Annotated in this window: 25 protein-coding genes and 1 pseudogene; 9 read left to right on the forward strand and 17 right to left on the reverse strand. The window is 38.2% G+C overall.

The features are described 5' to 3' along the window. Positions 1–6 precede the first annotated feature (6 nt). A pseudogene (locus tag D9780_RS21700) lies at positions 7–230 on the reverse strand (DUF3916 domain-containing protein). A gap of 482 nt (positions 231–712) precedes the next feature. Between D9780_RS21700 and D9780_RS21705 the strand changes: the two are divergent. Beyond that, entirely contained in the window at positions 713–985 is a 273-nt protein-coding gene (locus D9780_RS21705; protein WP_121640874.1) for a YesK family protein, read from the forward strand. Here D9780_RS21705 and D9780_RS21230 read toward each other — a convergent pair. The 9 genes from D9780_RS21230 to D9780_RS16760 form a co-directional block, all read right to left on the reverse strand. After that, a complete protein-coding gene (locus D9780_RS21230; protein WP_162985913.1) occupies positions 929–2,239 on the reverse strand; it encodes a hypothetical protein in 1,311 nt (436 codons plus the stop codon). The two genes, D9780_RS21705 and D9780_RS21230, sit on opposite strands and share 57 nt — an antisense overlap. Positions 2,240–2,538: 299 nt before the next feature. Continuing rightward, positions 2,539–3,396 carry a Cof-type HAD-IIB family hydrolase gene (locus D9780_RS16725; protein ID WP_121640876.1) on the reverse strand — a complete coding sequence of 286 codons (858 nt, stop codon included), beginning with the start codon at positions 3,394–3,396 and terminating at the stop codon, positions 2,539–2,541. Positions 3,397–3,543: 147 nt separating this feature from the next. Next, positions 3,544–4,416 carry a class II fructose-bisphosphate aldolase gene (locus tag D9780_RS16730; protein ID WP_116277907.1) on the reverse strand — a complete coding sequence of 291 codons (873 nt, stop codon included), beginning with the start codon at positions 4,414–4,416 and terminating at the stop codon, positions 3,544–3,546. 1 nt (position 4,417) lies between these two features. Further along, the gene (locus tag D9780_RS16735) at positions 4,418–4,882 is read right to left on the reverse strand and encodes a PTS sugar transporter subunit IIA (RefSeq protein WP_240458718.1); all 465 of its coding nucleotides are present in this window, start codon (positions 4,880–4,882) and stop codon (positions 4,418–4,420) included. A 20-nt stretch (positions 4,883–4,902) separates the two neighbouring features. Then, complete coding sequence (locus tag D9780_RS16740; RefSeq protein ID WP_121640877.1) at positions 4,903–6,306, reverse strand: PTS fructose transporter subunit IIC; 1,404 nt, start codon at positions 6,304–6,306, stop codon at positions 4,903–4,905. Positions 6,307–6,313: 7 nt separating this feature from the next. Next, on the reverse strand, positions 6,314–7,231 hold the full coding sequence (pfkB, locus tag D9780_RS16745; RefSeq protein ID WP_121640878.1) for a 1-phosphofructokinase: 918 nt from the start codon (positions 7,229–7,231) through the stop codon (positions 6,314–6,316). A gap of 234 nt (positions 7,232–7,465) precedes the next feature. Then, a complete protein-coding gene (locus tag D9780_RS16750; RefSeq protein WP_073007904.1) occupies positions 7,466–8,245 on the reverse strand; it encodes a MurR/RpiR family transcriptional regulator in 780 nt (259 codons plus the stop codon). Positions 8,246–8,619: 374 nt separating this feature from the next. Then, complete coding sequence (locus D9780_RS16755; protein WP_121640879.1) at positions 8,620–9,588, reverse strand: ring-cleaving dioxygenase; 969 nt, start codon at positions 9,586–9,588, stop codon at positions 8,620–8,622. A 510-nt stretch (positions 9,589–10,098) separates the two neighbouring features. Next, positions 10,099–10,797, reverse strand: coding sequence for an HAD family hydrolase (locus tag D9780_RS16760; protein ID WP_121640880.1), 699 nt, complete (start codon positions 10,795–10,797; stop codon positions 10,099–10,101). A 249-nt stretch (positions 10,798–11,046) separates the two neighbouring features. Here D9780_RS16760 and D9780_RS16765 point away from each other — a divergent pair, with 249 nt between their 5' ends. Both D9780_RS16765 and D9780_RS16770 read left to right on the forward strand, forming a co-directional pair. After that, complete coding sequence (locus tag D9780_RS16765; RefSeq protein ID WP_121640881.1) at positions 11,047–12,114, forward strand: ABC transporter permease; 1,068 nt, start codon at positions 11,047–11,049, stop codon at positions 12,112–12,114. 3 nt (positions 12,115–12,117) lie between these two features. Further along, positions 12,118–12,804, forward strand: a complete 687-nt coding sequence (locus tag D9780_RS16770) for an ABC transporter ATP-binding protein (RefSeq protein WP_121640882.1) — start codon at positions 12,118–12,120, stop codon at positions 12,802–12,804. Positions 12,805–13,292: 488 nt separating this feature from the next. Here D9780_RS16770 and D9780_RS16775 read toward each other — a convergent pair whose 3' ends face one another. The 7 genes from D9780_RS16775 to D9780_RS16805 form a co-directional block, all read right to left on the reverse strand. Further along, a complete protein-coding gene (locus tag D9780_RS16775) occupies positions 13,293–13,718 on the reverse strand; it encodes a pyridoxamine 5'-phosphate oxidase family protein (protein WP_077702224.1) in 426 nt (141 codons plus the stop codon). A gap of 73 nt (positions 13,719–13,791) precedes the next feature. After that, a complete protein-coding gene (locus D9780_RS16780; protein ID WP_121640883.1) occupies positions 13,792–15,168 on the reverse strand; it encodes a DUF2254 domain-containing protein in 1,377 nt (458 codons plus the stop codon). A gap of 358 nt (positions 15,169–15,526) precedes the next feature. Next, the gene (locus D9780_RS16785) at positions 15,527–16,477 is read right to left on the reverse strand and encodes a sugar kinase (RefSeq protein ID WP_121641533.1); all 951 of its coding nucleotides are present in this window, start codon (positions 16,475–16,477) and stop codon (positions 15,527–15,529) included. Positions 16,478–16,651: 174 nt separating this feature from the next. Then, entirely contained in the window at positions 16,652–17,329 is a 678-nt protein-coding gene (gene rpiA, locus D9780_RS16790) for a ribose-5-phosphate isomerase RpiA (protein WP_121640884.1), read from the reverse strand. Positions 17,330–17,390: 61 nt separating this feature from the next. Further along, entirely contained in the window at positions 17,391–18,017 is a 627-nt protein-coding gene (locus D9780_RS16795; RefSeq protein ID WP_121640885.1) for a bifunctional 4-hydroxy-2-oxoglutarate aldolase/2-dehydro-3-deoxy-phosphogluconate aldolase, read from the reverse strand. Positions 18,018–18,035: 18 nt separating this feature from the next. Beyond that, entirely contained in the window at positions 18,036–18,593 is a 558-nt protein-coding gene (gene hxlB, locus D9780_RS16800; protein ID WP_121640886.1) for a 6-phospho-3-hexuloisomerase, read from the reverse strand. A gap of 2 nt (positions 18,594–18,595) precedes the next feature. Further along, the gene (locus tag D9780_RS16805) at positions 18,596–19,615 is read right to left on the reverse strand and encodes a LacI family DNA-binding transcriptional regulator (protein WP_116277896.1); all 1,020 of its coding nucleotides are present in this window, start codon (positions 19,613–19,615) and stop codon (positions 18,596–18,598) included. Between the two features lie 238 nt (positions 19,616–19,853). Here D9780_RS16805 and D9780_RS16810 point away from each other — a divergent pair, with 238 nt between their 5' ends. From D9780_RS16810 to D9780_RS16835, 6 genes are all read left to right on the forward strand, one after another. Next, a complete protein-coding gene (locus D9780_RS16810; RefSeq protein WP_073007939.1) occupies positions 19,854–20,246 on the forward strand; it encodes a hypothetical protein in 393 nt (130 codons plus the stop codon). A gap of 383 nt (positions 20,247–20,629) precedes the next feature. Next, positions 20,630–21,283 carry a lysoplasmalogenase gene (locus tag D9780_RS16815; RefSeq protein WP_073007941.1) on the forward strand — a complete coding sequence of 218 codons (654 nt, stop codon included), beginning with the start codon at positions 20,630–20,632 and terminating at the stop codon, positions 21,281–21,283. An 807-nt stretch (positions 21,284–22,090) separates the two neighbouring features. After that, on the forward strand, positions 22,091–23,005 hold the full coding sequence (locus D9780_RS16820; RefSeq protein WP_121640887.1) for an ABC transporter ATP-binding protein: 915 nt from the start codon (positions 22,091–22,093) through the stop codon (positions 23,003–23,005). Between the two features lies 1 nt (position 23,006). Beyond that, positions 23,007–23,951: an ABC transporter permease gene (locus D9780_RS16825; protein ID WP_371413752.1), complete on the forward strand. Its 945-nt coding sequence runs from the start codon at positions 23,007–23,009 to the stop codon at positions 23,949–23,951. Between the two features lie 545 nt (positions 23,952–24,496). Next, a complete protein-coding gene (locus D9780_RS16830; RefSeq protein ID WP_121640889.1) occupies positions 24,497–25,411 on the forward strand; it encodes an ABC transporter ATP-binding protein in 915 nt (304 codons plus the stop codon). Beyond that, positions 25,404–26,357: an ABC transporter permease gene (locus D9780_RS16835; RefSeq protein WP_121640890.1), complete on the forward strand. Its 954-nt coding sequence runs from the start codon at positions 25,404–25,406 to the stop codon at positions 26,355–26,357. The genes D9780_RS16830 and D9780_RS16835 overlap by 8 nt, the downstream gene beginning before the upstream one ends. Positions 26,358–26,496 lie beyond the last annotated feature (139 nt).

The raw sequence follows: 26,496 nt of genomic DNA on the forward strand, positions 1-26,496 counted from the left end.
TTTTCTCTAGTATAAAGGAGTAAAATAGGTATTACCTTTAAATACAATGATTTCTGAACCCCATAAACTTGATAGATTGACCAGCACCACTACCCGTATTTTTCTTTATTATTGGGCTTTAATTCCATAAGATGTTTTTCTCTACCCAAAAGCATTTGCATACACATTGTTTTTACTTTATTGGGGAGTTTACTAGCATTGATAAAATTTTCGGCAACCGGCAATTTCATCTGTGAAATTGTAATGGAAACACTAATGTCTGTACCTCCATTCTTCTAATCATCATGTTGCATTTGCGTTTCCTCCCGCGAACTTTTTTCTTCTCCATACTTTTCCCTCCATGCATATGCAGCTCGGCATGCTCATAAGCTAAACTGATGCTGGTCTATTATGCAAAGCACTAAAAATTATAATTATAACAAATAAATCGTTACATTATCCCTATGGAGGACAGGTTGAATTTAGCAGGTATACATGCTAATGATTTCCAGTGTATATTACAACTTTACTTGGAGCGGGAAGCAAGATATCCTTGTTCTGTCAGCCATCCCTTGTACGCTGGCTTTTTGTTTTTGCTATCAGATCTGCAAGCAGAGATCCCCATGTCAACTTGTAATCATGCATGCACATGTATAAATAGCACCATTTAAACAAATGTATACATGCTTCGGCAAGCAGAAATATACATGCTGAGTATAGGAGGAATGCAGCTATGTACAGGAATATACTGGAAGCTTGGTGGCCTATTATCCTCGCTGGTATTATAACGGCAACGATCATTATTGTTTTAGCTCGTTATATACGTCGCACTGTCCTCTTTTTACTAACAACCTTAATATGTTTCGTTAGTTTTCTTATGCTTTTGTTCAATATATTTACTGTTGGTAGATGGGAAGGTCTAGGGATAGGCATGTTCTCTATTTCTATATTAGTTGGTGCCAATGTTGGTGCTATATGCAGTTTCTTCGTGAAACAAAAACAATGACAAAACAGAACGCCTGTATGGACTCGTCGCCAGCTTCTGATTTTGCCTTGTAAGTTGACGAACGGTTCTTCCGGCGCAGTGAGCGATTTCCATATATGAGAGAGCGTTTTTTCCCGTGCAGTGAGCGATTTCCATATATGAGAGAGCGAATTTTTCGATTTTCATACTTGAGCGAGCGTTTTTCCCGTGCAGTGAGCGATTTCCGTACTTGAGCGAGCGAATTTTCTCGTGCGGTGAGCGATTTCCGTACATGAGCGAGCTTTTTTCCCGTGCGGTGAGCGATTTCCGTACTTGAGCGAGCGTTTTTCTCGTGCGGTGAGCGATTTCCATACTTGAGCGAGCGTTTTTTCTCGTGCGGTGGGCGATTTCCATACTTGAGCGAGCTTTTTTCCCGTGCAGTGGGCGATTTCCATACTTGAGTGAGCGAATTTTTCCGTGCAGTGAGCGATTTCCATACTTGAGCGAGCGTTTTTCCCGTGCAGTGAGCGATTTCCATACTTGAGCGAGCGTTTTTTCTCGTGCAGTGAGCGATTTCCATGCATGAGTGAGCGAATTTTTCCGTGCAGTGAGCGATTTCCATGCATGAGTGAGCGTTTTTTTCCGTGCGGTGAGCGATTTCCGTACTTGAGCGAGCGTTTTTCCCGTGCGGTGAGCGATTTCCGTACTTGAGAGAGCTTTTTTTCCCGTACAGTGAGCGATTTCCATACTTGAGCGAGCTTTTTTCCCGTGCAATGAGCGATTTCCGTACATGAACGAGCTTTTTTTCCCGTGCGGTGAGCGATTTCCGTACATGAGCGAGCTTTTTTTCTCGTGCGGTGAGCGATTTCCATACTTGAGCGAGCTTTTTTTCTCGTGCGGTGAGCGATTTCCATACTTGAGCGAGCTTTTTTTCCCGTGCAATGAGCGATTTCCATACTTGAGCGAGCGTTTTTTCTCGTGCGGTGAGCGATTTCCGTACATTAGTGAGCGTTTTTTCCCGTGCGGTGAGCGATTTCCGTACTTGAGAGAGCGTTTTTTCCCGTGCGATGAGCGATTTCCGTACATGAACGAGCTTTTTTTCCCGTGCGGTGAGCGATTTCCGTACATGAGCGAGCTTTTTTTCTCGTGCGGTGAGCGATTTCCATACTTGAGCGAGCTTTTTTTCTCGTGCGGTGAGCGATTTCCATACTTGAGCGAGCTTTTTTTCCCGTGCAATGAGCGATTTCCATACTTGAGCGAGCGTTTTTTCTCGTTCGGTGAGCGATTTCCGTACATTAGTGAGCGTTTTTTCCCGTGCGGTGAGCGATTTCGTGGAGTTGCCTAGTTGCTGGGTGCTGGATCCGGACGTGGCTAAATAACTTAGTAATTTTATCCTTAGCTGCTAAATTCTTTAATTTCCATATTTTAAACCATATTAAAAACCGCTTGACGTGATGGGCCAAACGGTTAGTACAACTATCTTTCAAGGGTGCAGCTCGCATAAGGATATAAAAGTAATCACCTACTGCTTTAAGAACTTCGAGCAGTTACTTTTTTCCAACAAAAGAGGGATGATCAGAAAAACGAAATAACTTTTATAGACTAAGTACATAGCGTTGAATAGCTTTGGCTACGCCTTCCTCATTATAATTGGACGTTGTATAGGTTGATACTTGCTTCACTTCTTCTTCTGCGTTTCCCATGCTAATGCTTATCCCTGCTTTTTCAAACATGGATATATCATTAAAATTATCTCCAATAGCCACTGTGTTTTCCATCGGTATACCGAAACGATTTGCCATTCGTTCTAATGCATAACCTTTACTTGCTCGATGATGAGCAATTTCAAGTTTTTCCCTCCCTGACGAGGTTATCGATACATCCCCTTCTAATTCCAACATCTTTTTTAACTGGTCACGCTTCTCTTTAAGAAAAGATAAGACAAAGATTTTGTAAATCCCGACATAGTCTGGTGCTACGGTTTCATATTTATCAATGAATTGTAGCCCATGCTGGCTATGCTGAATAGCTATCGTACGTTGCAATGATTCGGAAGTAGGTGACTCATTGCTAAGGCCTGCTTGTTCCATCTCTAACCATAATACTTCTTCCATTCCTGTCTCAACTAAAACTCCTTCATCTACATATACTTCATAGTAGACATGTAAATCTCTTAAAGTCGGCATGATGCGTTTAGCTACTTCCTTATCCAAATATAACTTATGCACATGTTCTCCACAATGAAATGATGTCGCACCGTTACCTGCAATAATTGGACAGTCTAATTTAGCAAGACGCAAAATTTCCTTTGTATCTGGAAGTGAACGACCAGAAGCGATACATACAATATGGCCTTTTTGTTGGGCGTCTAAAATAGCGGAACGATTCGCCGTACTAATGGTTCCCTCGTCAGACAGTAACGTCCCGTCCAAATCAATGGCAATTAATTTCATGGAGTTCCCCCCTCTATATAATTAATAGTAGATTCATTTTCGAACCTTACTACTATTATTATTGTACCAAAAGGCCTTTCTCCATGCTTGAGAAAGACCATTTAAATTTTAGTTTCGTTCAAAAAATAGCTATTATTTAGTAAACACTTACTTGATTGTGAGTGGAGAAATCCTTCCTTCACTACCTACTATTTTAATTTTAGAGATGACCATTTCCTTTGCAGCTTCTTTTGCTGTTTGTAAATAAGCACGTGGATCTAAGCTATTAGGCTGGGCAGCAAAATGCTCTCGAATAGCTACAGAATAAGCATTTTTTAACTCTGTAGAAACATTTACCTTAGACATGCCTAAAGCGACACACTTACGAACATCCTCCTCTGGTACAGCTGATCCTCCGTGTAGTACAAGTGGGATATCTACAAGCTTACTTATTTCTTCAATGCGATCAAAGTCAATATTTGGTTCCCCTTTATAAATTCCATGAGCTGTTCCAATAGCTGGGGCAAGCGTTGGTACACCAGTCACAGCAACAAATTCTTCACATTCCTCAGGAACTGCTTTTTGAGCGTCTTTCTCTGAAACAACGATCTCTTCTTCCACCCCTCCTACTTTTCCTAACTCCGCTTCTACATTGACACCTAAGCTAGCTGCTAAATCCATCACTTGCTTCGTTTGTTGTACATTTTCTGCGAAGGGGTGTTTGGAAGCATCGATCATAACAGATGTGTACCCCGCCCGAATTGCCTTTTTAATCACTTCATAATCCGTACAATGATCTAAATGCAAACCTGTTGGTACTTGATAAAAATCGGCAGCTGCTGTTGCGACTTTCACAATATTTTCTGCTCCTAATGATTTCACCGTTCCTACCGTTGTTTGTAAAATCACGGGGGATTTCATTTCTGCAGCCGCTTCTAGAACCCAATAAATACTATCTAGTGAATGAACATTAAAAGCGACAATTCCATATTTTTCACGTTTTGCTTGTTCTAACATCGGTGTCGTTGATATAAGTGGCATATTAATCGTCCTCTCCTGAAATAGCTTGACTAATAATCGTAGCGAGTTCTGTTGACGTTGTCGCACGCAGCATAGCTTGTCTAATATCTTCATTTATTAATGCTCTAGATAAGGCGGATAATGCTTGTAAATGTGTTGTACCTGCTTCCGACTTAGGAATAAGCAGTGAAAGAAAGAAGAAGGCAGGCTTGCCATCAAAGGATTCCCAATTAACCCCTGTCTCTGTCCGCACAATAATAATTGCAGGTTGACTGACTTCCTCAGCTTGCGTATGCGGAATCGCAAACCCTTCTTGAAAACCAGTTGTACTTTCCTTTTCACGCGCCTTCAAGCCTTCTACAATCGCTTCCTGCGAACTTGCAATACCATTGGCAACTGCTATATCAGCAATCGTTTGAAATACACCTTGCTGTGAAGTCGCTGTTGCTTGTAGCTGAATATATGCTGGTTGAATCATTTTTTTCATCTAGCTTCTTCCTCCTTCTTTTATTTCTGGGCTGCTTTTTTACGTGAAAAACCGTAAATAAATGCACCAACTAAAGAGCCGATAAGAATGGCTAAAACCCACTGAAAGGCTCCTGTTACAACAGGTAAAACGAGAAATCCGCCATGTGGCGCAGGAACTTGCACTTTAAATAAATACGTTAGAATGGCAGCAATACTAGAACCTAGCATAATAATTGGTAGAACAACAATCGGGTTCTTAGCTGCAAACGGGATCGCTCCTTCTGTAATATGGGTAGATCCTAAAATAAAGTTAACCGCCCCAGCATTTCGTTCTTCTTTCGTAAAGTATTTTGGAAAGATAACCGTAGCAAACGCGATAATTAATGGTGGTGCAATACAAGCTGCTGAAACACCAGCCATGAAATATAAGTTACCTTCTGCAAGTAGCATCGTTCCTGTTACATATGCGGCCTTGTTAAATGGCCCGCCCATATCAAATCCACACATAGCCCCTACAATTAAACCTAGTAATAATGGATTTGTTGATTGAACAGATGCTAGAAAGTCCATTAATCCTTCATTTAAACCTGTAACTGGAATAATAATTGGTTTCATAATAATACCGATTAAAAAGATCCCAAGTACTGGATACAAAAAGATTGATTTTAGTCCATCTAAAGAGCGCGGTAGACCTTTTAATAGTTTTTGTAAAAGGATAATAATATAACCTGCAATAAATCCTGCTAAAATTCCTCCTAAAAACCCAGCTCCACCTTGATTTGCTAATAAACCACCGATAAACCCAACTACCATACCAGGACGCTTGGCAATCGATTCTGCAATAAAAGCTGCCAAAATTGGCACCATTAGACTAAAACCTAAGCCACCAACTTCTTTCAGCAGTGCTGCAAATTCGTTATATTGTTCATGATCTGGATCGGCAGAATAGATGCCAAATAAAAACGATATTGCAATCAGCACCCCGCCCCCAACAACAAATGGAAGCATGTGAGAAACACCATTCATTAAATGTTTATAAACCGTGTGGACCCATTTACTATTATTTCCTTTCGCTGTGCTTTCTTGATCTGTTTCTTGTTTTGCTCCATCATAATCGGCAGCATAATAAACAGACGCTTTTCCTTGCAAAATTTGTTCAATTAGATGCTCAGGCTCTTTAATACCTTTGGCAACAGAGACATCGATCAACGGCTTGCCATGAAATCGGTCTGCTTGTACATCCTTATCCGCAGCGATAATGACACCATCAGCTTCTTTAATTTCTTGTGCTGTCAATGCGTTTTGAATTCCTACTTGGCCATGTGTTTCCACTTTTATTTCTACACCTAGTTTTTCAGCAGCTTTTTGCAAAGCTTCTGCAGCCATAAACGTATGGGCAATTCCAGTTGGACAACCTGTGGCAGCAACAATTTTCTTTTTCATGCTGTTTTTACCTCCTTAAATTTGTAATATGGACGTGATGCTTTAATTCAAAAATATCTGATAAATCACTTAACCCCTTGGAAAATGCGGTCGATGCTCCTGTTGCTATTGCATATATCAGTGCTTCTGCAATCGGTTCTTTTTCAATCGTTTTGGCAATATACGAAGCAAGTAAAGCATCCCCAGCACATGCTGTATTAACAACCTTTCCTTTTGGAGAGCTTGCCTTAAGAACTTGTTGCCCATCTACATAGACTGCACCTTTTTCTCCCCTTGAAATAATGACATGCCTTGCACCTCGTTCAATTAATTCCTTACCATATGCAATGATCTGTTCTTCTGACAAAGATGGTTCGCCAAACAGATGGGCTAACTCGTCTTCATTAGGCTTCAATAAATAGGGCTCATAGGCAAGTGTCTCTAACACAACCGTGGAGCTAGAATCAAGAACTAATTTCACATGATTTCGATCGCATATTTGCGCAATTGTAATTAATACTTGGTCATCAACACCTTTTGGAAGACTACCCGATACAATGAGCGTACTTCCAGTTGGGATGTTCGCTATTTTATCCAATAGTTGGTGCATTGCTTCTTGCGGAATAATTGGACCTTGATTAACAATTTTGTACTCCTCATCCGCATTAATAAAAACGTTAATGCGCGTATTACCTGCGACTTCAATAAAATCTGTTGCAATACCAAGTTTTTCGAGCTCTTCTTTAATAAAATGTCCCGTAAAACCACCAATAAACCCTAATGCGGTATTAGGTATCCCCATTTTATTCAACATCACAGAAACATTAACGCCTTTGCCATTCGGCTGGTAATCTTCATCGTATGTTCGATTAACAGCATTTGGATTTAGCGCTTCCATTGCAACGTATAAATCAATTGCTGTATTCATTGTGCATGTATAGATCACAGCCTCACCTTCTTTCTTTGTTGTTAATTTAAGTATTACACAGTTTTCTATGTAAATGTTTTCAGTTTATGTAAACACCCACATTGCGGCTTCTAGTAGTCTCATCTCTTTTAGAAAAAGCGAACCTTTATGGCAGGGAACACCGTCGTTTTACTGATACAATGAACGCCTATCGTGCAAACAAAAAAAGCTTCCTTTTTTGGTAAGGAGCTTTTCTTAATGGCTATTTACTTTTTATTTTCTTGTTCGAATAACATAGGAATCGAGTAATATGCGGGCAATTACATTGAGGGACAGGCGAGAACGGACTTCATATTCAGGAAACAGCGAATGTTCCGTCTTGTAACCTAATAATGTCATATCTGATAAATGACTTAACGAGGAATCGATTTTTGTCGTTAGAGTAATTGTTGTTACTTGTCGAATATTTAAGTTTTGACAAGCTTCAACAAGTTCAACGGTTTCTCCATTTAACGACACAAAAATGGCAATATCATCCTTCGTCACTTTACGTGATTTTACGCGAATAATATTCGGATCTTCATGGGTTTCACAAATTTTGTCTAAAGCCTGTAGTTTAATCATCATTTCTTTAGCAATCATTTCAGAAAATCCACGACTAAAAATATAAATGCGCTTCGCATTGTATATTTTTTGGACGACGTCTTCCATTTGACCAATGCTTTGTAATTGTATGGTTCGCAACACTTCTTCTTCATTTTTCTTAATGACCTGCTTAATATCATCGTCAATATCACCGAGAGAATCATTGGTATCTAACATTTGCTTATCTTGCTTTAAACGATATTTAAATGAAGTATAGCCATTATAGCCCATTTTTTTCATTAATCTTACAATCGTAGCGGTGGAAACATTAGCTTGTTCACTAAGCGTAACAATGGACATGTCAGCTATTTCATCCATATGCTCATGAATAAACTCCAATAAATAGCGTTCACTTTGACTAAGCATGGAATACGTCTGATGGGGAATATTAAATAAAGGTTTATCCATAATAACCTCCACACCTTAACTTAAATAGTAGTTTATCTATTTTTCAGTTAAAAAAACTTGCATTTCCTCCGTATCTGCATAACGAAAAGCTTTATATAGTTTACACCATAAACTAACCCTTCATAACATAAAAGAATCTATAGTGAAAACGTCGAGCTTTGTTTATATGCTATACAAAAATGAAGTAACTAGCTATATCGTATTCCCTTAGGAGGCGATCGTCAAGGTGGGCTAGTTAAGGGGGCATTCTATACATGCATTTCTAATTAGCGGGGGTTCTTTCCCCCCACTAATTTTTAGGGAGGGAGCACATCGATAATGTAAACCTGGTCAAATTCTTTGTTATAGGTTTAAAATAGGCTTTCACCATAAGACTAAAATTGAATCGTACTTCTCACCGTATCTATTGGTCGAACCATTTTTTCAATTTGTTCCCGCTTCTCCTCTAGAAACGGTGGTAAAGCTAATTTTTCACCTAACGTTTCATAAGGTTCATCAACCATAAATCCTGGTTCCTCCGTTGCTAGTTCAAATAAGATTTGATTCGTAATTCTAAAATATAACGATTCGAAGTAATACCTATTTACATTACCTGACGTAGCAAACCCAAAGCTTTCCATTCGGTTTGTCCATGCATCTAATACCGATCGGTCCTCTACTCGGAATGCAACATGATGAATCGTTCCGTAGCCTTGACGCGCATTTGGCATCGTTTTATTATGCTCTACAATAACCTGCGCCCCACTTCCTCCTTGACCTACTTCAAACAAATGAAGCTCATTTTCTTCTTGTATATATGTGAATTGCAATACCTTCTCCAACATTTCTTTAAAATACGTAAAGTCAGCAACTCGAATATGAATCGGGCCCAAGCCAGTAATTGCATACTCTAACGGAATTGGGCCTTTTTGCCAAGGTATACCAGCTTCAACTCCTACATTATTTTCATCAGAAATTAATTGGTATTGCTGATCATCAAAGTCTACGAAAGGTACTATCTTTTTGCTAAATTGCTCTTGAATTCCAGCGTGCTTCACGCCCAAACGATCGAATCGATCAACCCAATACGTAAGTGCTTCATCGGAAGGAACGCGAAAAGATGTCTGATAAATTTCGTTTGTACCATGTGAACCTTTTGGAATACCAGGAAAATCAAAAAAGGTCATATCTGTCCCTGGACTTCCCTTATCATCAGCAAAAAACAAATGGTATGTTTGAATATCATCTTGATTTACAGTCTTTTTAACTAACCGCATGCCGAGGACATACGTAAAAAATTCATAGTTTTTCTCAGCACTGCTCGTAATCGCCGTAACATGATGAATTCCCTTTAGACCTTCCATGTAACAACCCCTCCATTTATTTTTAATTAAAGTATTTTTAATTCATAATAAATGTACCATATGTTCTATCCTCTGTCTATTCATGTGCGTACCGCTACCATACAAACCCTATCTCTCCTTCCCTTCCATCATGGATATTCATTTTTCACAATGGAAATCCCTTCTCATCAATAAAGGTTGCTCTATTTTAAAAAAACGTTGCATAGCCCCTAAAACAGGAACAAAGGCTCTGGGCGCTCGGTTAGCAACGTAGCGACTGGAACAGGAGTATGCCGCGCCCTCCGGCAAACATTAGTCGGCCTTCCTATTTAGACTTATCGTAGGGCAATGGAGTGAAGTCGCCTAGTTGCTGGGCACTGGAGCCGGACGTGGCTAAATAACTTAGTAAGTTTATTCACATCTGCTAAATTTTATAATTTCCCTAGACAGCAAAAAGGAACAGCCTATGACTGCCCCCCATAAAATTATATCTTCGTATGATGTCCCTCGTGCTACATAAGTTTCATCTGCTCAAACATGTCGTAACAAATAGTCTTTCAACTCCTCCGTAGAATGCACAGTCTTTTCGGCTAGGTTTGGGTTGCATTGTGGTTTCTGATGATTTGGCTTAAGCCAGATTGCTTTCCAGCCTACTTGGCTAGCGCCGATAATATCAATTAAAAAATTATCGCCAATATACCACGTTTCATTTTTAGTCAAACTGAATCTTTCTTCTGCAATTTGAAAGATTTTTGGGTCCGGTTTTGCGACCGCTTCTTCTTCAGAAACAATAATGTCCCCCGCAGAAAAGTAAGCTTCCAACCCTAATTGGCGTACTTTTTTACGTTGATTCGTCGATGGTCCATTGGTAATAATAATTGTTTGTATTTCCTTGTTTTGCAAATACTGTATAATCTCTTCTATATGAGGTCTTAACTGAATACGGTCTTGATTTTTTGTATACATTGCTTGAAAAGCGAGTGCATCTTGCTTACTAATGCCGATATTTTGTTCTTGAAGCGTCTTGCGTATACGATAAACATAGGACTCTTCCAATGTCCATTGCTGGTTCGTGACCTTTTCAAAAGCGATATCACTATATTTATGATAGATAGGTAAAATTTCGTTGAAGCGCAGCTCCTTTGTAGGCCTAAAGCTGGCAAAGGTCTGCTTTAATGGCTCGGTTCGATCGTATAATGTATCGTCTAAATCAAAAGCAATTGTTCTCAATGTTTTCTCTCCCTAACCATTTATTGTGTTATATTTCACTAATTGAGTTTGATCTAAGGCTTCCGAATAACAACCATGATGTTCTATGAAATATAGCATGTTATTATTTTACGCTTTATTTCACCAATCATGATAATGAATTGGCTCTCTTAGCAAATTAAGCCTAAGCTAACTGTTTTGTTTTGTCAAAACATTCCTATACAATAATGGAGTATACAATTTTTTAGCATGTGATTGGGAGGGAGAGCCATGTTTTTAGCCTGGAATGAGATGAAGAACAACAAATTACGCTTCACTTTAATTGTTGGTGTATTATTGCTCGTTTCCTACCTTGTTTTCTTATTATCAGGGCTGGCAAACGGGTTGGAAGACATGAACAAAGCAGCGGTTGATAAATGGGAAGCACAAGGCGTCATTTTGACAGAAGAATCCGATGTTAACCTGCCTCAATCTAGCTTATCACTGGAGGATTATGATGGGGAAGGTGCAGATGAATTTGCTAGTTTAGCCCAAATTAGCTCCATCGCTACTTCAGGGGATAATAAATCGAATGTAGCTCTCTTCGGCATTCATGCAGATGAGTTCATTATGCCTGACATAACAGAGGGCGAGACGTTTCAAAATGATAATGAAGTGGTTGCTGATGCGTCTTTAAAAGAAGAAGGATTTGAACTCGGTGATGAGTTGCAATTGGCTTCCACTGAGGAAAAGTTAACCATTGTCGGTTTTACTGATAATGCAAAATTCATTGCTGCACCGGTACTTTACACTGACTTACAAACCGTACACAAAGTGCGCTACGGAGAAGCAGCAGAAATGTACAAAGAACAAATAAATGCCTTTGTCATTCGAACAGATAATTTATCCAATATAGATGTTAAAGAAGCATTAGAAGTTGTAGATACGACAACATTTATCGAAAATCTCCCTGGTTATTCAGAACAAAAATTAACCTTAAACTTTATGATTTACTTCTTATTTGTTATCTCTGCAGTCGTATTAGCTATTTTCCTCTATGTACTTACCATTCAGAAGATAAGTATATTCGGAGTTATGAAAGCACAAGGAATATCGAGTAAATACTTAGCAAACTCGGTTATTGCCCAAACTTTTTTATTGGCAGCTGCAGGTGTGGTTCTCGGATTTCTGTTAACGATGGTTACAGGGTTCTTTTTACCAGATATCGTTCCTATCGCCTTTAATTATTTGGATTTACTCCTCTATGGTATTGTACTTGTTTTTGTATCTGTATTAGGAGCGCTATTCTCTATTCAAACGATTGTAAAGATCGATCCACTAAAAGCGATTGGAGGTTAAAGCATGGCAGTTCTTGAAATGAAACAAGTGCGTAAAATTTTCGGTTCGGGACATACAGAAGTAGAAGCTCTAAAGCCAACTGATTTCTCCTCTCAACAGGGGGAATTAATTGCTGTCATTGGACCATCTGGATCGGGAAAAAGTACCTTTTTGACAATAGCCGGTGGTCTACAAACCCCTACCAGTGGTCAAGTATTTATGAATGGTACAGATATTACTAAATTAAAAGAGAAACAGCGATCAGCCATTCGCTTGAAAGAAATTGGGTTCGTCCTGCAATCATCTAATTTAGTTCCATTTTTGAATGTGAAGCAACAAATGCGTTTATTAGATAAAGTAAAGAAGCATAACTTGCCTTCTGAAAAATTGCAGGAACTATATCAAACATTAGGTATTCATAAGTTATTAAATAGCTTTCCGTCCGACTTGTCAGGAGGAGAAAAACAACGTGTCGCTATTGCCAAGGCACTCTACACAGACCCTAGTATCATTTTAGCCGATGAGCCAACCGCCTCCCTCGACTCCGATCGAGCGTTTGAAGTGATGGAAATGCTACAAGAAATAACGACGAAGAGCAACAAAACTACTATCGTTGTTACGCATGATACACGATTAATTGATTATTGTGATAAAGTGTATCAAATTACAGATGGAAGGCTTTCTTTACAAACCGAGCAAGCACAATCATAGGACTTCATTATTAGAAAAACGTGGCTTGTCGCCAAGTCTTATGGCGAATGGCATCGTTTTTCTTATACTATAAACCTTTAAACTTTTATAAATTCCTATAGTAGAACAAAGGCTCGGGTCGCCCGGTTAGCAACGTAGCGAGTGGAACGAAGCAACGAAAGTTTTAGGAATCCATGCTCCTGCAACAGGAGTATGCCGTCGCCCTCCAGCAAGGCTGTCTTTAGTTGGCCTTCCTATTTAGAACGAACCGATGATGACTTAGCTTAGGGCGATTACGTGAAGTCGCCTAGTTGCTGGGCGCTGGAGCCGGACGTGGCTAAATAACTTAGTAAGTTTATCTACAGCTGCAAAATTTTATAATATCCTAGACCATAGAAAAGCTACAGCCTATGCCAAAAAAACGTGGCCTAAACTGTAGCTTTTCCTTGTACTATCTCTGATTGATAAAAAGCCAGCTGCTTATTCCCATACAGCTGGCTTGATTACTCCTATATCTCTAATTCCTGTGGCGTTTCTTGCCCTTTTTTATTCATGAGACGGATATGCAATGGCTTTATTTCCAGCACCGTTAAATTTGGGTCATCTGGTCCATCAAAATATATATTTGCATGGTCACTCCATAATTTCTTCTTTAGTTCAGGAGAATCGTTGACATTTACCTTGCCTTCATACTCCACATAAGCGTCACCAAACCCTTCTCCTTCATAACCAAGAATAATATGGGTATACGGGTTTTGTTCAATATCATCTACTTTGTCCGTTTGCTTGCTAGTTAGTGTATACAATGTTAAGTTATCATGATAAAACGTCATATACCTAGAGTGCGGCATTTTCCCTTTTACTGTAGCCATCGGACCAACAAGATCACTTTCCAAAATTTGTTCAACTTGTGCTCGTACATGTTCTTGCTTCACGTAAACATGCTCCTTTCTTATAACATGATTTATACGTATTATTCCTTTATATTGCCTTCTTAAACATCGCAAATCATTGCTTATCGCCTTTTAAGTGACGTTCGATGTAGTTATAGTTAGACGCATGGCCCGTAATACGTGCAAGCTCTTGAAGATTGCGTAGCAATAATTTACGATCAAGATCAAAAATAAACTCTGTATAAATATGATCAATCGTATTCGTAGCAAAATTCCAAATCACCTTATGATATTTTTGATCCACCGCGCCAGCCAATCTCGTTAACGCTTCAATGATGTTTGTAATAATCGGATAGTTCTTTTGTGCATAATGTCTAATTAATCCCAACCCCTGATAGAGGTGGTATTCGAAATCATCCACACCTAATATGAAGCGCACTTGACCTTCTTCATCGACTAAATAGGGGGAAAAGGTAGCTTTATTCTCCAAAGCTAACAGCAAGTCGGCCACTTGATAAATCGTATTCGCAGCTGTTTTAGGATCATCATTTCCCATTGCTTTAATCGCAATTTCTGCTAGCTTATTTAGACCGTATTTTAAGTCTTGAATTTCTGTTTCCTTATGGCCTAAACGAATAAAATCTAAGTATTCTTGCTCGTTCACTTGATGAGCGCCTGGCCCCCAATAAGTAAAAAGCTGATTTCCTTGTAAAGCATAGTTTCCAATACCTACTTCCATTTTCACAATAATATTGTCTTGTTTCGCTTTTTGTAGTAAGTCTTTAAAGAGAATCAGCTGTATATAGCCAGATATAGGCGCTAATACACTACATTTTTCTTTTTGCCACCCTTGCAATAAGTCACCAGGATTTTCCGTTCGCATTTGCTGTAAGTCTTTCGTAAAATCTCCTTCTAACATTTCTACTGTAACTTGCTTCATCGTGTCGGTAATATTATGCACTTGCATCCATGTAGTAGCATGATTTATAAAATATATAAATGTTACTGCTGCAAAAAAAGCAATTGCTACAGTAGCAAACGGTACAGCTACATAATAGTCAACGGGATTACTACTAATTGCTAGAAACATGATTAACACGTAAACAAAACTGCCATTAAAGATTCCTAGAATATGCTGCGTCTGCTTATCTTTGACAAAATTTTGCAACATCCTTGGAGAAAACTGACCACTAAATGTGGTGAGTACAACGAGTAACGAGTTTAGCGTAAACGCACTAAGTGTTAGAACGCCACCAATTAATGCGCTTATTAATGCCCTCGTCGTTTCAAAAGTAGCTTGAAAACCGTCAAAAGTATATTTAGCTATGCCTATCCCTACATCCATATAAACAGTGATAGCAACTAGAAAAAACGTCCATAAAATATACAACAACGGTGTTCGCCATAAAGTTAGGCGAAGTTCATATTTTCTTTCTTGTTTCGACATTTTTAAATACTTACTTAATGATGGTGGTAGCCATTTCACTAACATACAACTTCTCCCCTATGAATTAAATTTCAAAGTGTATATTCGTTTTACTACCCCATTTTTTTACCAATTACACTTATATCTGTTTCCTATCATTAGAATAAAGTTGGCTATCGCAAGTTGTGATGGCGTTAAAACGCCATCACTTTACTCAAATAAACTTCAAAAATTCTAACTTTTCATTATGTAAAAAAGACACCCATGAGTTAGTTTTATGGGTATCTCCTTGGAAGGGCTTATGAAGCGCCTTATCTTTATGTTGTTATTATTCACATTTTTTCCTCTACATCAAGCAATAAAACAACAGAGAGAAAAAACCTTTATTCTTTTACGCTAAAAGTACCACAAGTCTCCCTTCCTTTTACCTTTCAATTCGTTCTATTTCACCAAGACATTGCTGCACTTGTTCATAATATGGCAGCCCTTCATTGTCACCTACAACACGAACTACCATGGAGCCGACCGTATTCGCCACTTGCATCATTTTGTTTAAATCCCAATTCTGCGAAAGTCCGTAAAGTACACCGGCATTAAAACCATCACCGGCGCCAACTGTATCTACAACTTTCGAAGCTTTTACAGGTGCTGCTTCGACGGTTTTACCTTGATAATAACCAACAGATCCTTTTTCGCCTAGCTTTACCGCGACAAATGAAATTCCTAACTCTCTTGCTTGATGTATAATTTTTTGTGGGTTTTTTTCTCCCATAATGATTTCCATTTCATCATCACCAGTTAGTAAAATATCTACTTTTGGCAAGATTTTCTCAAGAACAACGCGTGCCTTTTCCTTTGTCCACATACGAAGCCGAATGTTGGGATCAAACGATACTTTTACATCATGCTTTTTTGCCAGTTCAATTGCTTTTTCCATTACTGGAATATTACTGTCCTCAATAGCTGGGTAAATACCTGTTAAGTGAAGCACTTTCGCATGTTTAAAATAGTTCTCATCTAAATCAGCCACCGTTAATGTTTTCATTGGTGATTGATTACGATAGTAAAATGTACGTACATTGCCGTCTTCCATTCTCTCGTTAAAATTTAAGGACGTAGGGTAACCATCAACAAGCTTCAATTGGGATGTATCTATCCCCTCTCCACGAATAAAGTGATGTATGTAACGCCCGAATTCATCGTTACCTAGCCTGCTTATATACCCAGTCTTCATCCCCAATCGCGAGCAGCCAATAGCAAGGTTCAACTCTGCACCGCCAACTCTCTTTTCAAATGTATGAACAAATTGTAATGGCCCTGTACTTCCCGGGTTAAAAACAATCATTGCTTCTCCTAATGTAATAATATCGAGCACATCTTTTCCCTCCATGTCTAGTTGTCCTATTTTTTCAACATGTTTCCCACATCTTTCGTTCGTTTTAGAAGTTGTACAAAAAGTGCGTTACATGGAAATGACATTAGAAAAACAAGATGGCGGAAGCTGTAGTTTTTCTTATACTAGTGTAAAAAAAAGTTTGTACAACAGCTATCACTTTATCTGTCTTTCAACGACGCCGTTATTAGCCGTTAAAACTATATCGGTCATATCAATAAATAAACCCGTCTCCACCACCCCAACCAACTGTTTTAATTGTCCATGTAATGTCTTAGGGTGCTCTATGGAGCCGAAAGCACAATCTAGAATATAATTTCCATTATCAGATACAAATGGCTGTTGGTTCACTTTTCGTAATACAGGCGTACAACCAAAACGCTCTAAATAAGACGCTGTTTTTTGCCAACCAAATGGCACCACTTCAACAGGTAGAGGGAATCTGCCTAATTTGTCCACACTTTTTGTATTGTCAACAATGATTATTCGTTTATCCGCTGCTTCAGCGACAATTTTTTCTCGAACTAAAGAACCTCCGCCACCTTTCATTAATTGAAAGTCAGGATCGACTTCATCCGCACCATCAATAGCTACATCTATTTTTGTCACCTTTGAAAAATCAGTTAATGGAATTCCATATGCTTCGGCTAGCTTTTCTGTCTGTTTGGATGTCGGAATACCCTGAATATGCAACCCTTCACGCACACATCTTTTTAGTTCTTCTAAAAAGTAATGAATCGTTGAACCCGTTCCAAGCCCTAACGCCATACCAGATTGCACATATGAAAGAGCTGCATGTGCCACTACCTGTTTATCTCTATTATGATGAGTCATGTGCAGACACTCCTTTAAAGTATTGTTTTTATTGCATACCTTTATCTATTTAAACAAAACTTTAAACTATGGCTCGAATATACGATCTCGCTTCTTCCTCTAATTTCTCATAATCAGCATCTGTTTTTAACTTGGTAACATTCACTAAGTTACTGCCAATACCTACAGCTTTCGCACCTTGCTGTATATAATCATTCATATTCTCTAACGTTATCCCTCCTGTAACCATTGCCTCCACATATGGAAGTGGCCCTAACATATTTTTCAAATAGGAAGGCCCAACTGTTGATGCAGGGAAAATTTTCACCATACTTGCTCCATACTCATAAGCAGTTACGATTTCGGTAGGCGTTAACACTCCTGGAATATATAGCATACCGTAACGGTTGGTGAGCTTAAGCGTTTCTATACTCAACGATGGAGAGACGATAAAATCTGCTCCTGCTAGCATAACTGCTCTAGCTGTTTCTGAATCTAGAACCGTACCAGCACCAATACAACTTTCCTCACCCATTGCTTCCTTTGCTACCGCAATAATGTTTGCAACATTTGGTGTTTCCGCTGTAATTTCAACAGCCTTCACACCCCCTGCTGATAGCGCTTTTAATATAGGAACCATATTTTCTTCATCCGCTTTTCTGATTACGGCTACTACTTTTGTCGCTTTAATAATATCTATCGGCTTCATGAAAGAACACTCCTATTCTCATTCTAAATTTGCGTGTTTCTGGGATAACACTTGGTTTGACTTATTCCATTGCTCTTGTTGAAGCACATGAGCAATAACAGCATCTAACACTACATGTGCTGATTGATCAAATTGGCTTCCTAATGGTTGGATTGTAGCAGGCTCATTCTGTAATCGCTTTTTGGTGGCAGCAGGAATTTCTACGACACAATTACTGTATTGGGCAATGACAGATTGCTTATTTGTTGTTACTAATGCTATAGTAGCGCCAATGGCAGTAGCTTTTTCTGCAAAGTATGCTAATGTTCCTGTGTTTCCTGAGCCAGAAATGATTAACAACACATCATCCGCTTCCATGTTTGGTGTAATTGTTTCTCCAACGACATAAACAGAATATCCACTGTGCATCATACGAATGGCAAAGGCTTTGCCAATCAACCCTGATCGACCCGTACCGGCTACAAAAATGGAATTTGCTCGTTTCAATTGTTCTGCTAACGCAACTACCTCATCTGAATCAACTGCTTGTATTACTTTACTTACCTCCATGACAATCGTATCTAGTGTTTTTCTCATTGCTATATTTCATTCCCCTTCCTCTCACAAGATTCTCTGATTATGATTTCAGGAGCAAAGCGATACACCTGTTTTTTGCTTGCTCCATGATCAAATTGTTTAAATAGTAACTCCGCAGCCTTCTTTCCCATATCAAATGCTGGCTGTGCAACCGTAGTTAATGAGGGCGTGTAGAGCGAAGCAAATGTGACATCATCAATGCCAATAATGGCTAATTGCTGGGGCACTTGAATTTGCTGATCTTTTACATATTGCAACAATTGATACAGCAGGCGATCGTTTAAAGCAAGTATTGCTTCAGGCGGATCGGACAACAAGAGCAGTTTTTTCATTTGTTCTTCCACTTTTTCCAATGCACTGTTAATTGTATATAAAGGATTTGGACGAATATGGTTCTTTTCAAGGCTATGTTGATACCCTTCTATTCGCTCTAATCGAGGCGTTATCGGATCAAACAGTGGTGGTGCCAGAACAGCTATTTTTTGATAACCATTAGCAACAAATTGATCCACAGCTAATTGAGCAGCCTGATGATTGTTTAGTAAAACCGCATCTGCTTCAACACCTGGAACGAGACGATCTATAAATACGAACGGGTACTCATCTTTCATTAAATCTTGGTAGAACGTCTTATTTTTACTAGTCGGAAATAAAATAATGCCGTCCACTTGTTTAGCTCGAAGCATGTCAATATACCGCTTTTCTTTTTCTGAGTTATCATCCGCATTACAAACAATGACGTGGTAATCTTCTGTATGACAGTAATCTTCAATCGCTCTAATAACACGCGTAGAAAAATCATGTAATATATTTGCAACAATTACACCAATTGTTTTCGTAGATCTCTGCTTTAAACTCCGAGCAATAATATTAGGTTGATATCCTAATTCTTTAATGGCAGCGTCTACACGCTCTTTCGTTTCTACACTCATATAATCAAAACGTTGATTCAAGAATTGCGACACAGTGCTTTTTGAAACACCTGCATAAGTAGCTACATCGGTAATAGTTACTTTTTTCATAAAGCACCTCTCCTTTTAAACTAAATCGATTTACTAAACCGATTTAGTTGCATTATATATGAATTTTAAATCGTTTACAAGTGGCGTTATGATGAACCTGCAAAAATACATATTTGCACGAGCAAGCTCATAGATATAAGTAATAAACTCCTACTGCGAGGGAACAGGCTCAACTTATTCGTTTTAGCATAAACCGTATGTCCATTTTAAATTACTCTTTAATAAGGGAGCTGTTGGTATGCAAGATTCAATGGGAATTACAGAAGAGGAAATCAGACGTTATTATGTGCTTCAACAGGAAAAAAAGGAAATAGAGTATGAGATGAAAGAGTTGAAAAAGTATTTCCATCAAGCTCTTGATGCTTCTGTTGGAGAAAATCAAAAGGGAGAAATGAAGCGAGGGGACTATTTAGCGCAACGGCAAATTCGTACTTCAACACAATACGAACGAGTTTGTACCGTAAGTAAATTAGAGGATATGCAGTTAGCTGATTTTATTATTATAGAAAAACGACCAGATACCGATAAGCTAGAAGCTGCTATCAAACTAGGATTAGTAGATGGCGAAGCATTTGCAGATTGTAAACATACAAAGGTAAACCAAGCTATCACTGTTAAAAAGCTTCGTTAAAAGAGAGCTTCAATAACATGAACAGTGAAACCAAACGGAAAAATGCCCGTGGTTTCACTGTTTTATCATTAGAAAAGCTTGGTTTATACGTTAACTCTTTAGGTGGTTATTTCCCTCTTTTATTCCTACGCTCAAAAGGAAAGCTTTTTAATAAATTTTGATCGCATCGCAACCTTACACCAGTCTATACGCAATATATATGACATATCCTTTCATTTCATTTGCTCCACTAAAATTCTGTTGTATGATAGAATCATAAGCAAGTTTAGATGCTTCCCATACAACTTATACTGCATAGACAATAAGCTAATCAGCCTGCATATGAAACGAATCATACTCGATCTACATTGAAAGCTATCTTAATTTGAAAGAAGGTGATTTTGATGCAAATAAATCGTTTACCTATCCTTATTCTAGTAATGGGTGTTTTATATATTTTTATCATCCCGGAGGAACCTCTTGTTTTCAAACTGTTTTTCAAGTTAATCCCAATGGCACTCATTATTTTTTATGCTTTTTACTCCCTGCCTAAGCAGAAAACCAAATCACATTGGCTCATTCTTATTGGTCTATTTTTTTGCTCTATTGGGGACGGAACCATACACTGGTTCATCGTTGGTCTCACATCCTTTTTGATTGGACACTTATTCTATCTATCTGGCTTTATCTATCAATGGAAATTTTCCATTTGGCGCGCTGCCTCTATTATTCCTATAGGGGTTTATGCTTGGATTATTGGAAGTGACTTCGTTCAGGCCGTGGCTCGCTCAGAAGACACCTACCTCGTAATACCTGTAATCATTTACATGACGGCGATCGCTAGCATGGCATGGTTTGCCATTATGTCAGGAAATGTTTTTGCTAGTATTGGCAGTATTCTATTCGTTATTTCTGACTCTATTTTGGCATGGAACATGTTTGTTTCGCCAATTAACAATGAACATATATTCGTTATGATTACGTATTACACCGCCCAATTTTTCATTGCTCACAGTCTGAGGAACTTTGGTAAAAAGCATTCACGAACTGTCTGGTAAACAAAGGGTTGCCTTATACATCACAATCATTTAACCCCCCCTTTGAAGCTGCCCCTTAGATATGTACTACCTATTAGTGGGAAATGAAAAAAATCCACTGATTGACGATTCGCTTTATAAACAAGCGTAATTTGTTCAAGCTTGCAGAAAACACGATTTGTTTTCCTGCAAGCTTTTTCAATAGTAGAAGAAAAACAAAGGCTTTCGCCATAAAACTTGGCTTGTCGCCAAGTTTTTTAATTCCTTATTTTAGACAAACAACAAATTGTTTAGGCATAAATACGCCTGAAGTCGTACTCCATATTATTTCTTTAGCCTGTTACTTCCTATGTGTAACAAGTATACAATCATAACTATAGCTCCTAGTCGTGAATGATGAAGGAACAAAGGCTCGGGGCCCCCGTTCAGCAACGTAACGACTGGAACGAACCAACGAAAGTTTTAGGATCATGCTCCTGCAACAGGAGTATGCTGGCGCCCTCCGGCAAGCCCGTCTTTAGTCGGCCTTCCTATTTAGTACGAACCAATGATGACTTCGCGTAGGTCAATGAAGTGAAGTCGCCTAGTTGCTGGGCGCTGGAGCCGAACGTGGCTAAATAACTTAGTAAATTTTTCCACCGCTGTAGACAGTCAAAAAGTCTTACGCTAGAAATATGTAAGCCAAGGAGGTGAAACTATGAAAAAAGCGCTTATTACATCTGGTATCGTTGCAGCATGCTTATCGGCGATAGTACTCACTATTTCCAAAACAAAAACGGCAACATAAGAATCTTATTTGCACAACCTAACAACTATGGAGGTAACATAATGACAAGCGCAGCATTAGAATTAGTTCATTTGAAAAAAACAATCGGCAAAAAGGAAATTATTAAAGATCTTTCCTTATCGATTGAACCTGGAGAAGTGTTTGGTTTCATTGGACCAAATGGCGCTGGGAAAACGACAACAATACGTATGATTGTCGGTTTAATTAGCATCACAGAAGGTGACGTACTCATTCAAGAGAAAAGCTCCAAAACAAGTTTCAAAGAAGCGATTCAAGAAGTTGGAGCTATTGTGGAAAATCCAGAAATGTACCCATTCATGAGTGGATGGCAAAACGTAAAGCATTATGCCCGTATGATGTCAGGAGTAACAAAAGAACGTATGCAAGAAGTCGTCGCATTAATGGGGCTTGAAAAAGCGATTCACGAAAAAGTAGGGAAGTATTCATTAGGAATGCGCCAACGTTTAGGGATCGCTCAAGCTCTCTTACATAAACCATCCGTTTTAATACTGGATGAACCTACGAACGGTTTAGACCCTGCTGGAATCCGCGAAATGCGTGACCATATTCGCCATTTAGCTAAAGAACAAAACGTCGCAATTATTATTTCCAGTCATTTACTTTCCGAAATTGAACAAATGTGTGATCGCATTGGAATTATTAAAAATGGAGAGCTTATAACGCTTCAACAAGTTGGAGAAACAGAAAATGATAATCCGCTCCATCATTTGCAAGTAACTCCTATGAACCGAGCAAAACAAATATTACATGAACATCTTCAATTAGAGGCGACAGCATTGGATGGGCGTCTATCATTTCATTGCCAAAAAGAATTCGTTCCAAACATCATTAGCAAGCTGGTTGAAAACCATTGCGCTATCTATGAACTTACAACAGCACATGATTCATTAGAGGATCAATTCTTTGAACTGATTGGAGAGAATACCATTGAGTAGCATGTTAAAACTTATTCATAATGAACAACTAAAAATATTTACAAAAAAATCAACCTGGCTTATGTATCTTATCTTAGCGGGGTTAATTTTCACTTTCGCATTTAGTATAAATTATTATGGTGTTCCAAACAAAGAATACCAAGTTGACAACTGGCAACAAGTCTTGCAAGAAGAAAATCAAAACTTAGAACAGGAAATGAAAAAAGATAAGTTTAAAACAGAGTATCATTCTTACATCATTGAAAAAAACAATTATTATTTAGAACATGATATTCAGCCAGCTGCTTACGATGCTTGGAACTTTACAGGAGAAACATCAGAGATAATCATAGTTGTCGGATTATTATCCATCATTGTCGCTGGAGGCATCGTTGCCAACGAATTCCGCTGGGGAACGATTAAACTACTACTTATTCGCCCCATTGAAAGAAGTAAGATTTTGTTTTCTAAATATGTAGCCGTCCTGTTATTTGCAATATATACACTTCTATTTCTCTTTATTACGGCCTGGATCACTGGAGCAATCTTTTTTGGAATTAGTGAAGTGGACGCTACTATCGTTAAAGATGCGACAGATGGGTTTAGATCAGTCCCACTGTTCAAGGATATTTTGACGAATTATAGCTTTCCACTAGTTGATTTGCTTATGATGACTACGTTAGCATTTATGATTTCAACTGTATTTCGTAATAGTTCATTAGCTATTGGGGTTTCATTGTTTTTATTGATGGGCGGTTCTTCATTTGTACAGATGTTTGCAGATAAAGATTGGGTAAAATACATTTTATTTGCCAACACAAATCTAAGACAATACACTGCTGGAAACACCCCTTTTGCAGAAGGTATGACACTGGGCTTTTCCCTTATCGTTTTAATCGTCTATTATGTTATTTTCATAGTAACTTCATGGATCGTATTTAAGAAACGCGATGTTGCAGGTCAATAATTTTTTATTGGCTTGTCGCCAATCTTATAGCGAAGGTTGTAGTTTTTTTATCTTATAAACCTGACAACTTTATGCTTTCCTATAGTACATGTAAAACGACGGGGATGCCCCATGGGCTTCCCCTTCCTTATTTTTTAAAAGTAGATATTGTGTACACTATCCGTTCTATCCCTCTTTTTTTGGATAAATCTACGGGTCACAAACAAATGAACCGTTTACATGACAATAATGAAAGGTAGATGTAAGAAAAAACATGTAAAAATTCCCTGGTACTTATGGTACTATTAGCTTACTCACTAGTTGATACGACATTCTTCTGAAAGGATGATAAGCAGATGAAGAAATTGATGATGACCCCTTTTGTATTTTTCGCAGGTTTAGCAATTATGATGATTGTTTTTATCGCTAAAAAATGGACAAACGTAACAAGTAAAAAGCAATAACTTGTTTGAAAATATAGGAAAAACAATTCCTTTCGCCATAAAGACTTGGTAACACAGGCTAAGTTTTTCTATTATACATGAATTAACGGAGGTTAAAAAGAAATGACTGTAGCAGCAATGGAGTTAGTCAATCTGAAAAAATCAATTGGCAACAAAGACATCATTAAGGGCCTATCTTTTTCAATAAATCGAGGTGAAGTATTTGGATTTATTGGACCAAACGGAGCTGGAAAAACAACGACCATTCGTATGATGGTTGGGTTGATTAATATATCTGAAGGCGATGTACTCATTCAAGGACATAGTATAAAAAAAGATTTTAAACAAGCTGTACGTGAAGTCGGTGCTATCGTTGAAAACCCAGAAATGTATCCATTTATGACAGGGTGGCAAAATTTAAAACACTATGCACGTATGATGCCAGGTGTAACGGAAGAACGTATGCTTGAAGTAGTTAAGTTAATGGGCATGGAAAAAGCAATCAAAGAAAAGGTTGGTAAGTATTCTTTGGGAATGCGCCAACGTCTTGGAATTGCGCAAGCTCTCTTACACAAGCCGTCTATTTTAATTTTAGATGAACCGACAAATGGCTTAGACCCTGCTGGAATTAGAGAAATGCGTGCGCATATTCGCCATCTTGCCCAAGAAGAAAATGTAGCTGTTATTGTATCTAGTCACTTACTTTCCGAAATTGAACAAATGTGTGACCGCATTGGCGTAATTAAAAATGGCGAAATGGTTACTTTACAACAAGTAGGCGCTCAAGATAATGATAATCTCGTTCACCAATTAACGGTTACACCAATTACGAAAGCAAAACAATTCATTCAAGAAGAATTCGCTTTGCAAGTAGTAGAACAAGATGGAATACTATCTTTTCATTGTAAAAAAGAGCAAATGCCAGCAGTTATTAAAAGCTTAGTAGAAAACAACTGCTCCATTTATGAGGCGAATGTTGTAAATGGAACCTTAGAGGACCAATTCTTTGAACTGATTGGAGAGAACACCATTGAGTAGACTATTTAAATTAATCCAAAATGAACAAGCAAAAATATATATTCGAAAATCAACTTGGATTATGTATATTATATTATTTGCAATTATCATTGCTGGTGCTTTTTTAACCGATAAATTCTCTGATTTAAATGAGGATTACCAAGGTGACGACTGGCGTGAAGTGCTTCAAGAAGAAAACAAAGATCTGCAAAAAGAAATGGAAAAAGATGAATATGCAGCATCTATAAACCCAGAAACAATTGCCAAAAACAATTATTATTTAGAAAACGATATACAGCCCGCTCCTTATGGTGCATGGAATTTTGTAACGGAAAATGCAGGATTAATGATGTTAGTTAGTTTATTAACTATTATTGTAGCAGGTGGCATTATCGCCAATGAATTCCGCTGGGGTTCAATTAAATTACTACTCATTCGCCCTATTAGTAGAAGCGGAATATTATTATCCAAGTATTTAGCAACACTCTTATTTGGCTTATATACAACCATCTTTTTATTTATTACATCTTGGATTGTTGGGGCTATCTTCTTTGGTGTTGGAGATATGAACCCTGAAATTGTTAAACAAACAGCAAATGGATTTACTTCTGTGTCACTATTAGAAGAGACTTTCACGCAATATGGGTATCAATTAGTGCCACTTATCATGATGACAACTCTAGCGTTTATGATTTCAGCTGTATTTCGTAACAGCTCTCTAGCAATCGGTATTTCCATTTTCTTAATGATGGGTGGAAACACATTTATTGGTTTCCTAGCAGAGAAAGAATGGGCCAAATACATTCTGTTTGCTAATCTCGATTTAAGTCAATTTGCGGACGGTAGGACACCTATGGTGAAAGGACTGACCTTAGAATTTTCCATTACGATGTTAGCTATTTATTACGTCGTCTTCTTAGCAATGTCCTGGATTATATTTACAAAACGCGATGTAGCTGGACAATAATAGCTCACAATAACCTAACCTTACATTCGTAGGAAGATTTGTTCTTTCGAATGTAAGGTTTTATAAGAAGTTGAAAGTATATCTAAAGAAAGTTGATATTTATCGCATTTAGTGATATGATTGCGTTATCAAATAAACA

The sequence above is a fragment of the Virgibacillus sp. Bac330 genome, assembly GCF_003667845.1.
In the GTDB taxonomy this organism is placed as follows: domain Bacteria; phylum Bacillota; class Bacilli; order Bacillales; family Amphibacillaceae; genus Virgibacillus; species Virgibacillus chiguensis.

What these genes read in the sequence shown, in the direction of transcription:
- D9780_RS16765 (WP_121640881.1), top strand. Translation starts at nt 11,047, where the DNA reads ATGTTTTTAGCCTGGAATGAGATGAAGAACAACAAATTACGCTTCACT.
- D9780_RS16805 (WP_116277896.1), bottom strand. Translation starts at nt 19,615, where the DNA reads ATGAAAAAAGTAACTATTACCGATGTAGCTACTTATGCAGGTGTTTCA.
- D9780_RS16755 (WP_121640879.1), bottom strand. Translation starts at nt 9,588, where the DNA reads ATGGAAGGTCTAAAGGGAATTCATCATGTTACGGCGATTACGAGCAGT.
- D9780_RS16815 (WP_073007941.1), top strand. Translation starts at nt 20,630, where the DNA reads ATGCAAATAAATCGTTTACCTATCCTTATTCTAGTAATGGGTGTTTTA.
- D9780_RS16795 (WP_121640885.1), bottom strand. Translation starts at nt 18,017, where the DNA reads ATGAAGCCGATAGATATTATTAAAGCGACAAAAGTAGTAGCCGTAATC.
- D9780_RS16735 (WP_240458718.1), bottom strand. Translation starts at nt 4,882, where the DNA reads ATGAAAAAAATGATTCAACCAGCATATATTCAGCTACAAGCAACAGCG.
- D9780_RS16770 (WP_121640882.1), top strand. Translation starts at nt 12,118, where the DNA reads ATGGCAGTTCTTGAAATGAAACAAGTGCGTAAAATTTTCGGTTCGGGA.
- D9780_RS16730 (WP_116277907.1), bottom strand. Translation starts at nt 4,416, where the DNA reads ATGCCACTTATATCAACGACACCGATGTTAGAACAAGCAAAACGTGAA.
- D9780_RS16830 (WP_121640889.1), top strand. Translation starts at nt 24,497, where the DNA reads ATGACTGTAGCAGCAATGGAGTTAGTCAATCTGAAAAAATCAATTGGC.
- hxlB (WP_121640886.1), bottom strand. Translation starts at nt 18,593, where the DNA reads ATGAGAAAAACACTAGATACGATTGTCATGGAGGTAAGTAAAGTAATA.
- D9780_RS21705 (WP_121640874.1), top strand. Translation starts at nt 713, where the DNA reads ATGTACAGGAATATACTGGAAGCTTGGTGGCCTATTATCCTCGCTGGT.
- D9780_RS16750 (WP_073007904.1), bottom strand. Translation starts at nt 8,245, where the DNA reads ATGGATAAACCTTTATTTAATATTCCCCATCAGACGTATTCCATGCTT.
- D9780_RS16780 (WP_121640883.1), bottom strand. Translation starts at nt 15,168, where the DNA reads ATGTTAGTGAAATGGCTACCACCATCATTAAGTAAGTATTTAAAAATG.
- D9780_RS16725 (WP_121640876.1), bottom strand. Translation starts at nt 3,396, where the DNA reads ATGAAATTAATTGCCATTGATTTGGACGGGACGTTACTGTCTGACGAG.
- D9780_RS16740 (WP_121640877.1), bottom strand. Translation starts at nt 6,306, where the DNA reads ATGAAAAAGAAAATTGTTGCTGCCACAGGTTGTCCAACTGGAATTGCC.
- D9780_RS16825 (WP_371413752.1), top strand. Translation starts at nt 23,007, where the DNA reads ATGTTAAAACTTATTCATAATGAACAACTAAAAATATTTACAAAAAAA.
- rpiA (WP_121640884.1), bottom strand. Translation starts at nt 17,329, where the DNA reads ATGACTCATCATAATAGAGATAAACAGGTAGTGGCACATGCAGCTCTT.
- D9780_RS16810 (WP_073007939.1), top strand. Translation starts at nt 19,854, where the DNA reads ATGCAAGATTCAATGGGAATTACAGAAGAGGAAATCAGACGTTATTAT.
- D9780_RS16820 (WP_121640887.1), top strand. Translation starts at nt 22,091, where the DNA reads ATGACAAGCGCAGCATTAGAATTAGTTCATTTGAAAAAAACAATCGGC.
- D9780_RS21230 (WP_162985913.1), bottom strand. Translation starts at nt 2,239, where the DNA reads ATGTACGGAAATCGCTCACCGAACGAGAAAAAACGCTCGCTCAAGTAT.